Origin of the sequence: Paenibacillus sp. (genome assembly GCF_035645235.1) — a bacterium.
GTDB lineage: Bacteria > Bacillota > Bacilli > Paenibacillales > YIM-B00363 > Paenibacillus_AE.
Genome location: NZ_DASQMZ010000215.1, coordinates 1 through 9,826, shown reverse-complemented (window position 1 = coordinate 9,826; position 9,826 = coordinate 1). Strand labels below are relative to the sequence as shown.

The window sequence follows — 9,826 nt, the reverse complement described above, 5'->3', positions numbered from 1 at the left end:
CGTTTTTCAGCTCCCAGATGACTTCCCGCTTATAACCGCCCTGCAGAAGAACGCCCTTCCCCGGTCCGTTCACGTCCACCTCGCGGCGCCCGACGCTGTCGACGATCCGGTGCGGCGCCTCCACGACGAGGACGTTCGCCGCGGTCAGCCGCGTACCCGATTTCTTGTCGAGATGCGGCTCCCCTTTCATCGTGCGCAAGTACGCTTTCGACCCAGCATCATACTCATAGCCAACCGTGTAGCCTTGTATGTAAGGTATCGTAACCGTCGTCGCGGCCTCGCCGCCGACGACCGTGCCGACGCCCGCGCTCGCTTCCGCCGCCCCGTCCGCGTCCGAACGGGCGAACGTGAGCACCGGATCCGTCCATTCCGCGCGAAACTTGCGCGCCTCGGCGCCTTTGCGGATGAGCTCGACGCTCGTATACAAATTATGCGGCGCCTTGCGAGATTTGTCGCGCCAGTAATATTCGTGGTCTCCGTACACCTGATCCAGGTGATTCCACTTATGCTTGGCCATCAAATTCATCGCTTCCTGGCTCCAGCCTGCGTGAACCAAGATGCCGTCGACGGCCATGCCGAGCTCGACGAAGTAGGGACGGATGCTGCGAACCGGTCCGATCTCTTCGGATTTCACGCTTTGGTAGACGGCTATAAATCTTGTAATGTCGCCTTCGGCGAGCACCTCGTAAACGAAGTCGGCCTCATGCAATCCGGTCTGCGGCCGGGCTGCGGGAGAATTCTCGACCATGACGACGATCGGCCGATCCGTCGTTCGTTCCTCCGTCGGCAAGCCGGTCAGCGGAAATACGAACGGCAAGTCCGCCGGTTCGGGCTCGGGTTCCGCCTCTACGGGCGCCGCGGTATCTTCTTCGGCCGGCGTCTCCGAAACCGGGCTTTCGGCGACGGGCGCGGCTTCCGGCGCGCAGCCCGCGAGCGCCGACAGCAGGAGCGACATCGATACGGTCGCGACGGCAAGGAATCGGACGTTCATTGCTGGCTCACCTCTTTAGCGTATGAAGTTCTTGCTGGCTATCAATCTATCCTATTATTGTAAACGAGGAATGGAAATCTGTAACCGTTTTTTCGGGAATCGCCCGAAAGATGCTCTCGGATGCTGTCGATTTCCGGGGAAATAATGGGGAACCCGGCGCGCAGAACGCTTATGCCGCAGCAGTCGACACATGCGGCGCTTCGAGAGCGAAAGCGGATGACCGCCTTGGCGTTCCATGTCGATGCGAGCGCGATCATGACTCCCGGTCGCCCGCCGCCCCGCCCTCGACCTCTTCCCCGTTCCTTAGCAGCCTAGCCAGCGTCACGCGATTGCGCGCGCCGGTTTTGTGAAACGCGGACGTCAAATGCTTCTTCACGGTCACTTCGCTGACGAATAAACGCTCCGCGATTTCCGCGTTCGACAGCCCTTCCGCCGCGAGCTCCGCTACCTCCTGCTCCCTGGCCGACAAGGCGGGAATCGTTCGGTACGTCGTCTCCGCCGCAGGGGGCGCATCGAAGGACGCTTTCTCCGCGACGAGTCCCCGCAAATACGTCCCCAGTCGATTCCCCCGCGTGTCGAGCAGGAACGTCGGCGTCGGCGTCGTTCCGTCGTAATCCGTGTGCACGACGCCGGGCACCTGCTCGAAGCCAAGCCCTTGAAAGACGCCCTGAAACAAAGGGACCGGCGGCGGAGACACGACGATCAGCCCGCCGCGCAGCAGGAGGGAGAAGATCGATTGGAACGCGGTGTACGTCCCGCGCGGATCTCCCTGCACCTTAATATTTACCGCTCGAATAAACCACCCGGCCGGCTGTTCCCGAGGGGTTCGCAGCGCGGCGAGCTCCGCTTCGGTCCGGCTCTCGAAGAACGCCTTGGAATACGGCATACGCCGCAGCTCCTCCACCGTACCTTCATGGATCGGGATCATGACCGTAAACCCGGCGAGCTCCCCGTCCGCCGACCGGAACAAGCGCATCGCTTCCGCGTCCAGCCGAAGCAGCTCCGGAAGCCGAAGGCTCCGAATGACGGGCAGCTCCACCTTCATATGGAAGGAGAGGTCGATCTGCTCGCCCGTGTCGGGGTCCCTCCACATCTCGTGATAGGCGTCCGCCTTCGCCGTCCAATCCCGCATATAGCGCTCGGCTTCCTCCAGGTTCGCGGCGGTGAGCGGCTCCGTATAGTAGGGCTGGAACGAGGAGGGCTTATGCATGTACGCTTTGACGGTCGAGCCCCCCAAGTACGCGATGAGCTCCGCCATCTCCCACGTCATTGCCTCCCGGCGGCCGGCGCCGACGATCTTGCGGTAATAATAGCGTACGGCGCGCGCTTGCCTGAGGCGGTGGGTCTCCGGCGCGCGAAGGCGCACGAGCCCGCCTACCGTGTCGCGCATCACGTCATGCAGCATCCAGCCTTTCTCCGTCGCGCGAACGAAGGACAGCGAAATCAACCGATCGAAATCGGACGCTTCGACCGGCCGATCGAGCGCCTCCGACAAAATTTCCTGATTAAAGCAGCGCAGCGCCGACGCCGCTTCGGTCAACTCCCGCAGCGATTCCGGCACCTCCTTGAGCCATCGCTCGGAGAGAAACCTTAGAAATTCCGTATCGTTCTCGGGAGAGAACGCATCGTCGGACGCGCCGACATCGAGCTGGACGTAGTGAATCGCGAGCGACAACGTGAGCGGATGACCCTGCGACCGGAGGACGATCGCGTTCGCGTGCTTCTCGTTCGTACAACCGTGCTTCTCGAGATACGCCTTCACTTCCTCCGGGCGCAGCTGCCCGATCGGCATTCGCATCGTGACGCTCCGCCATGCGGGCGAAGTAAGCCACTTGCCCTGCAGCGAGGTGCGCCCCGCCACGATCAGCTTGACTTCGCCGTGCAGCATCGGAAAGAACGATTCCCGGAGCCAATGCTCGAGATCCCCCATTTCCTCGAACGTGTCGAACGCGATCGCCGCGATCCGGCGCTCCGCCTCGCCGTTGATCCGGCCGGCGACGCTCCGCTCGTCGGGAGCCCCCCCGGTCGCGGCGCCGCCGAGCGCGGCCGCCAGCTTCCGGTCGAGCGCCGCGCACAGTCCTTCCGGCGTATGCGCGAATTCGCGGCTGTCCACCGCCACATACAGCCCTCCCGCCTCGACGACGATCCGCCCGAACCGATCCAGCAGCGTGCTCTTTCCGATGCCGCCGGTTCCGTACACATTGATCAGCCGCGCTTCGCCCGCCTCGCCCCGCAGCGCTTGCCGGAAACGGAACAGCTCCTGCGCGCGGCCGACGAAATAATCCTCTTCTAAAGCGTCCAGACGGCTCCCGAGCCGCTCCGACATATCCATCCCACCTCTTTGTATCCTGAGTAAAAGTATACCGTTACTTTTCTACTTTCGGATAGTGTTCGGCGACATTGCGTTCCTGTAATCTAGTGATATTAACATGTTAGATGCTTAAGGAAAGAGGGTGAATTCATGGCGGCAAGGAAGTTGCACGACCGAACGATCGTAAACCCGGTCATCGGGGACGAAGTTACGTTCCTGGTGACCTCCGAGGAGTCCGGAGGCGAGTACGGCCGTTTCGAAATTCGGCTGTCGCCCGGCGGCGGCAACGAGCTGCATTTTCATTCGACATTGGAGGAAAGCTTCGAGGCGGTCGAAGGGGTGCTGCATTTGGAATTGGACGGCCGGCAGCTGCAGCTGCGGCCCGGCGAGAAGGCGACGGTCAAGCGGAATGCGTACCATCGGTTTTACAACCCCGGGTCGACCCCGATAACGTTCCTCGTCGAGCTTCGGCCCCCCGGCGAATTCGAGGCGTGCCTGCGCATGGCCTACGGGCTTGCGCGAGACGGCCGCGTCTCGCCGAAGGGCGTGCCGAAATACCCGTTGGAGATGGCCGTGCTCTTTCGACTGAGCGAGACGTACGTCGTCGGCATCCCGCTCGGCGTACAGAAGTTTATGGCCGGCCCCTTGTACCGGGTCGCCCGCTGGCTTGGCGTGGAAAGACGTCTGCGGAAAAAGTACTGCCCATCGTAAGGAGGAAATCGATCGATGCATAACCGTTTCGACCTGTTAGGCCCCGTCCACAAAGGTCTGCGACACGCGCTGCACGGCCTTTGTTTCCAGGCGGGCGCCATGGATATCGACGACGCCCGGGAGACGCGGGCGTTCGCCGAGGAGTTTCACCGGATCGCGATCATTTTGGAGTCCCACTCCCGCGACGAGGACGCCCACGTCCACCATCTCTACGAGAGCTTCGCCCCTGAGACAGCGGCGAAGCTGGAAGCGGAGCACGAGACGTTGGACGCCGAGCTGCGCGCGCTGCAAGATCTCGTGAAGACGGGCGCGGCCGAGCCGTCCGCCGATCGGCGCGCCGAGCTGTGGTACGACGTACGAAGAAGGCTTACGCGATTCGCCGCGGGGTACCTGCAGCATCTGGAGCGCGAGGAAGGGGAAGGCGCGGAAGTCCTTTGGGCGAATTTGACCGACGCGCAGCTGAAAGAGGTGTCCGTCAATATTCGCTCGTCCATCCCGCCGTCGACTATGATGATTTTCCTGCACTACATGATGCCGGCGCTTACCTTCAAAGAACGGTACGATATGCTGAGCGGCATGAAGCAATTCGCGCCGAAGGAAGCGTACGAAGCCGTTCGCGCCTTGGCGGAGGATCGCCTGAGTCCAAGAGACTGGGAGGCGCTCCGCAGCCGGCTGGACGCCACGGCCGCAAGCTGACCTGCAACGACAAGGGCTGCCCCGCACGCATCGGGACAGCCCTTGTCGTCGCTTCATTCCGGCTCGCGCCCGCCGTAGTGAAACGAGCGGATCGAATCCGGCGCTTCGCCCAGGTCGACGATTCGCTCGATTTTCGGCAGAAATTCCGGCTTGACCAGATGCAGCAGCGGCTGCTCCACCGTCCGAAACCGACGGAACGCGTCCGCCGCCAGCCGATCCCACTTATCGGCGTACCGCAGCAAGTCGTCCGGCAGCACCTGCCGGCGCTCGCTCCCTTCCTCCGGCTCGCAGTCGAACGGCTCGTCGACGTTCAGCGTGCCGTAGTCGCTCGTCAGCTGCTCCCCCGCCTCGATATCCCGCGCCGCCAGCTCCAGCTCGTACGCCGTGCCGACGCAATTCGCATGAAAGCTATGATTGATATATTTGCCGTAGTCCCAGCACAAAATATATTCCCCGCGCTGGTTGCGATACGAATATTTTAGAAAATACGCCTTCCGCAGCTCGTCGAGCGCCTGCACGTCCGCCTCGGCGAAATGCCGGTCGAGCGGGTCCAGCGCCCACGTGATCGTCCCTTTCGGAATCCGCTTCGTCGCGAAGACGCCGAAGCCGATCGTCTCGTTGATGAACCTCAGCTCCGTATCCGGATGCAGCATCGCGTCGCTCCCCTTTCGTTATCGGTCCGCCGTCGGACGTCCGGCGATCGCCAGCTCCCGAATGCGCACGCGCGGGTCCATGCTGGAAAACCTGCCGTCCCGGTCATAGTACGTCGCTATGACGGAGTCGATCGGTTCCCCGAGCGACGCGACGCGATCGAGTTTCGCCGCGAATTCCGGCTTGATCAGGTGCTTCAGCGGCTGCGCCACGCGCCCGAACGAACGGAACGCTTCCGTCGCCTGGGCGTCCCACACTTCGTAATACCGGAGCAAATCGTCCGGCATCACCCGGGTGCGGTCCGTCCCTTCCTCCGGAAAACAATCGAACGGCTCGTCCATGTTCAGGATGCCGTAATCGTCGCACAGCTGTTCGCCGGGCAAGATGTCCCGGCCCGCAATTTGAATATCGTAGGCCGTGCCGACGCAATTCGCGCGGAAGCTGTGATTGATGAATCGTCCGTGATCCCAGCAGAGGATGTACAATCCCTCTTGGTTGCGAAACGAATACTTCAAAACCTGCTTCCTTCGGGCGTCGTCCAACGCCGCCACCTCGTCCTCGCGGAACGTCTGGTCCAAGTCGTCCAGCGCCCACGTGATCGTCCCCTTCGGGATGCGCTTCGTCGCGAATACGCCGACGCCGATCGAGTCGTCGATGTATCGCAGTTCCGTATCCGGGTGCATCATAAGCTCTCCGCTCCTAGCATGGTTTCCTCAAGTTGTCGACACCGATCTGCGAAATTCGATTTGTTCTTCCAAAAAGTTTCCTCCTGCGATATTCTCTATTTATATCATAGAGGCGAGATATATCATAGAGACGAGACGAGGCGTAGGCGCGTGGGAAAACATGAGTTGCTGCGGGACGAAATCAAGCATATCGATATCAAGGCGCACAATGTCGTGCCCTATGTGGAGGCCATGGGCGACATGGCGTTCCAGTCTAGAAATTTATACGAGTCGGCGCAAATTTACGCGACGATGCTGAAGGAGGAAGGCTGCTCCGTCATTTTGTGCTTGGCCGGCAGCTTATTCAGCGCGGGCCTCAAGCACGTCGTCGTCGATCTGATCGAACATAACATGGTCGACGCGATCGTCTCGACGGGCGCGCTGATGGTCGATCAGGACTTTTTCGAAGCGCTCGGTTTCCGCCATTACAAAGGGACGCCGTTCGTGGACGACGAATATTTGCGGGCGAACCGCATCGACCGCATCTACGACACGTTCATCGACGAGAACGACCTCCGCGTCTGCGACGAGACGATCGAGCGCATCGCGGACCGGATCGGCTCGGGCGTGTTTTCCAGCCGCGAGTTTTTGCGGGAGATGGGCAAGTATTTGACGGAGGTCGGGACGGACGCCCGGTCCGTCGTCAAAGCCGCGTACGAGCGGGAGGTGCCGATCTTCGTGCCGGCCTTCTCGGATTGCTCCGCGGGGTTCGGGCTGGTCGCCCACCAATGGAAGCGGCCGGATCGGCACGTCGCGATCGACAGCGTGAAGGACTTTCGCGAGCTGACGATGCTGAAGGTCGAAGCGGGGACGACCGGCCTGTTCATGGTCGGCGGCGGCGTGCCGAAAAACTTCGCTCAGGATACCGTCGTCGCGGCGGAGCTGCTCGGGTACGACGTAGAGATGCATAAGTATACGATTCAAATTACGGTGGCGGACGAACGCGACGGCGGCTTGTCCGGCTCTACCTTGAAGGAAGCCCACAGCTGGGGGAAGGTCGACAAAGCGCGCGAGCAGATGGTGTATGCCGAGGCGACGCTGGCTTTCCCGCTGATCGCCGGCTACGCGTATCACCAAGGGGCTTACCTCGACAGGCCGCGGAGGTCATACGCCCGTTTGTACGACGAAGCGAAACAACAGGTCGGCAGCACCACCTAAACGAAAGTCCGGGAGGTTTTCATGCTTTACATTTTCAAGGTATTGCCGGCATTCTTTAGGCGTTATAAGAAAGCATCCGCCGTCCTCGTCGCGGCGCTCCTCGTCGAGCTCGCGTTCGAGACGCTGCTGCCGGTCAGCTTCAAGATCGTCGTCGACTACGCCATTCTTCCGCAAAACTTCCAATGGCTGCTGCTCATTCTCGGCGCGCTGCTCGTCGGCGCCGTCGCGGCGGCGGGCATGGGCGTCTTGCGGGATCGCACCTACGCCTCCATCGGACCGAACGTGATGAAGGACATGCACGAGAAGCTGTTCCGCCACATTCAAAGCATGTCCATGGAGTTTTTCTCGCGGCGGGGCGCCGGCGATCTGCTCGCTCGCTTTAATTCGGACTTATCGTCCGTGGACAGCTTCGTCATGATGCTGCCTTACGTGCTGTTGTCCTTCCTCGGCTTGTTCCTGAACGTCGTCGTCCTGTTCCTGCTGCAATGGCAGCTCGCGCTGGTCGCCGTGCTGGGGCTCCCGCTCTGCTTGGTCGGGCCGAAGCTGTTCGGCAAGCGGGCGTACGACGCCAATTACGAGCTGAAGGAAGAGCAAGCCGGCATCACCGGGACGATCCAAGAAAATCTCGGCGCGCAGACGGTCGTCAAGGCGTTCGGACTGCAGGACCGCGTGAACGGGCAGTTCGCCGAGTCGATGGAACGCTACGTTCGCAAAGCGTCGCGTTCGCATTTCTTCTCGTTCCTGGTGGACCGGACGACGAATCTCGGCACCGTCGTGCTCAACCTGATCGCGATCTGCATCGGCTCCGTGCTCGCCTTCAACGGGCACCTCTCTATCGGCTCGCTGCTTGCGTTCAGTACGATCTTGCTGACCCTGAGCAATCTGGTGGCGGCGGTCACGTGGATCGTACCGCAGATGATGCAGGCGTCGGCCGGCATGGAGCGCATCGACGAAATTTTGAACGAACGCCCGGCCGTCACCGACGCCCCGGACGCAATCGAGCTGCCGCCGCTGTCCGACGGCATCGAGTTTCGCGGCGTGACGTTCGGCTACACGCCGCAGCAGGTCAATCTGTCGAACATCGATTTGCGCATCCCCTACGGCTCGTACGCCGCGTTCGTCGGCTCCAGCGGCTCGGGGAAAAGCACGATCATCAATTTGCTGATGCGCTTTTACGACCCGCGCGAGGGCAGCGTCCGGTATGACGGGCACGACATCGCCAAGGTGACGCAGCAGTCATTGCGCAGCCAAATCAGTATCGTATTTCAGGACAACTTCCTGTTTAACATTTCGCTGCGCGAAAACATTCGTCTCGGCAACCCGGCGGCGACCGACGAGGACGTCGAACGGGCCGCGCGCGCCGCGGAAATTCATGACTTCATCCTCTCGCTGCCGGAAGGCTACGACACGCTTGCGGGCGAGCGCGGCAGCCGGCTGTCCGGCGGGCAGCGGCAGCGGATCGGCATCGCCCGCGCCATGGCGCGCAACCCGCGCCTGCTCATACTCGATGAAGCGACGTCCGCGCTCGATCCGGCGACGGAGGAGGCGGTCAATCAGACGATCTACAAGCTGGCCCGCACGACGACCGTCGTTTCGATCACGCACCGTCTCGCCTCCGCGGAATCCGCGGACCGGATTTTCGTGCTCGACAAAGGCCGACTCGTCGAGCAAGGCACGCATCCGGAGCTCCTCGCCGTCGAGGGCGGGAAATACGCGGCCGCGTGGGAGAAGCAGAGCGGCTTTTCGATCAGCGACGACGGCATTCACGCCGTCATCCAGCCGGCCAAGCTCAAGAAAGTCCCGTTGTTCGAAAACGTCGACCTCTCCTTCCTCGAGGAGATCGCGCCGTTGTTCATCACCGAGTCGTTCCCGACCGGCAAGACGATCATCCAAGAAGGCGATCAAGGCGACAAATTTTACATCGTCGTCCGCGGCAAGGTCGAGGTGTCGAAGGTCATCGACGGCAAGGATACGAAGCTGGCCGTGCTGAGCGACGGCGATTTCTTCGGCGAAGTCGCGCTGCTCCGCAACGTCGCGCGCACGGCGACGGTCACGTCGCTGTCGCCGACGATGTTCATTACGCTCAGCCGGGAATCGTTCCGGCATATCGTGGACAAGGAGCCCGACCTGCAGCGCATCCTCTCGGAGGCGCGCGGGTAAGCGGAATGCCGCCGAATCGCGGTCCGCGAAAAGAAACCTCTCACGAGCCGCGCCCGGTCCCCTGCGACAAGGGGGCCGGCGTACTCGGGGAGGTTTTCTTTGCGTGCGGCAGCCGTTTACGACTTCAGCTTGCTCAGGTCGAGCACGAATTCGTTATCGATGTACATGAGCATGCCCTTCTCTTGCAGCTCGTTGAACACCTGAAACAGCACCGGCTTCGTGACGCTCGCCATCTGCGACAGCTCGTCGTAATTTAAGGTGAGCCGCAGATGAATCGCCTTCGCGCTTCGACGCCCGTGCCGGGAGGAGAGCTGCAGCAAACATTTCATGACGCGCTGCTTGGAATTCAAATACGTCAAATCCTGCACCTGCTGGTTCGTCTCCCGGAGCCGGGCGCCGAGCTGCCGGACGATGCCGAGCGTA

Annotated in this window: 9 protein-coding genes; 4 read left to right on the top strand and 5 right to left on the bottom strand. The window is 61.6% G+C overall.

The features are described from left to right. Positions 1-991: DUF3048 domain-containing protein (locus VEZ38_RS20490; RefSeq protein ID WP_324896878.1), on the bottom strand; the 991-nt coding region annotated here is incomplete at its 3' end. Positions 992-1,244: 253 nt separating this feature from the next. After that, positions 1,245-3,317: a LuxR family transcriptional regulator gene (locus VEZ38_RS20485; RefSeq protein WP_324896876.1), complete on the bottom strand. Its 2,073-nt coding sequence runs from the start codon at positions 3,315-3,317 to the stop codon at positions 1,245-1,247. Positions 3,318-3,452: 135 nt separating this feature from the next. On the opposite strand from VEZ38_RS20485, the gene VEZ38_RS20480 reads away from it, so the two are divergent. Continuing rightward, positions 3,453-4,013 (top strand): cupin domain-containing protein, encoded by a 561-nt coding sequence (locus tag VEZ38_RS20480; protein WP_324896874.1) that lies wholly within the window; start codon positions 3,453-3,455, stop codon positions 4,011-4,013. Between the two features lie 15 nt (positions 4,014-4,028). Then, positions 4,029-4,709, top strand: coding sequence for a hemerythrin domain-containing protein (locus VEZ38_RS20475; RefSeq protein ID WP_324896872.1), 681 nt, complete (start codon positions 4,029-4,031; stop codon positions 4,707-4,709). A 53-nt stretch (positions 4,710-4,762) separates the two neighbouring features. Here VEZ38_RS20475 and VEZ38_RS20470 read toward each other — a convergent pair whose 3' ends face one another. Both VEZ38_RS20470 and VEZ38_RS20465 read right to left on the bottom strand, forming a co-directional pair. Further along, complete coding sequence (locus VEZ38_RS20470; protein ID WP_324896871.1) at positions 4,763-5,362, bottom strand: SET domain-containing protein; 600 nt, start codon at positions 5,360-5,362, stop codon at positions 4,763-4,765. 18 nt (positions 5,363-5,380) lie between these two features. Next, positions 5,381-6,046 carry an SET domain-containing protein gene (locus VEZ38_RS20465; protein ID WP_324896869.1) on the bottom strand — a complete coding sequence of 222 codons (666 nt, stop codon included), beginning with the start codon at positions 6,044-6,046 and terminating at the stop codon, positions 5,381-5,383. 150 nt (positions 6,047-6,196) lie between these two features. On the opposite strand from VEZ38_RS20465, the gene VEZ38_RS20460 reads away from it, so the two are divergent. Together VEZ38_RS20460 and VEZ38_RS20455 are read left to right on the top strand one after the other, a co-directional pair. Then, complete coding sequence (locus tag VEZ38_RS20460; protein ID WP_324896867.1) at positions 6,197-7,243, top strand: 1,9-bis(guanidino)-5-aza-nonane synthase; 1,047 nt, start codon at positions 6,197-6,199, stop codon at positions 7,241-7,243. Positions 7,244-7,264: 21 nt separating this feature from the next. Continuing rightward, positions 7,265-9,403, top strand: a complete 2,139-nt coding sequence (locus VEZ38_RS20455; RefSeq protein WP_324896865.1) for an ABC transporter transmembrane domain-containing protein — start codon at positions 7,265-7,267, stop codon at positions 9,401-9,403. 116 nt (positions 9,404-9,519) lie between these two features. Here VEZ38_RS20455 and VEZ38_RS20450 read toward each other — a convergent pair. Beyond that, positions 9,520-9,826, bottom strand: a 307-nt coding sequence (locus VEZ38_RS20450) for a helix-turn-helix domain-containing protein (protein ID WP_324896863.1), incomplete at its 5' end; no start/stop codon positions are given.

Bases quoted from the DNA above. Each gene is read 5' to 3' on its own strand.
- VEZ38_RS20470 (WP_324896871.1), bottom strand. From the start codon at position 5,362: ATGCTGCATCCGGATACGGAGCTGAGGTTCATCAACGAGACGATCGGC.
- VEZ38_RS20455 (WP_324896865.1), top strand. From the start codon at position 7,265: ATGCTTTACATTTTCAAGGTATTGCCGGCATTCTTTAGGCGTTATAAG.
- VEZ38_RS20475 (WP_324896872.1), top strand. From the start codon at position 4,029: ATGCATAACCGTTTCGACCTGTTAGGCCCCGTCCACAAAGGTCTGCGA.
- VEZ38_RS20465 (WP_324896869.1), bottom strand. From the start codon at position 6,046: ATGATGCACCCGGATACGGAACTGCGATACATCGACGACTCGATCGGC.
- VEZ38_RS20485 (WP_324896876.1), bottom strand. From the start codon at position 3,317: ATGTCGGAGCGGCTCGGGAGCCGTCTGGACGCTTTAGAAGAGGATTAT.
- VEZ38_RS20480 (WP_324896874.1), top strand. From the start codon at position 3,453: ATGGCGGCAAGGAAGTTGCACGACCGAACGATCGTAAACCCGGTCATC.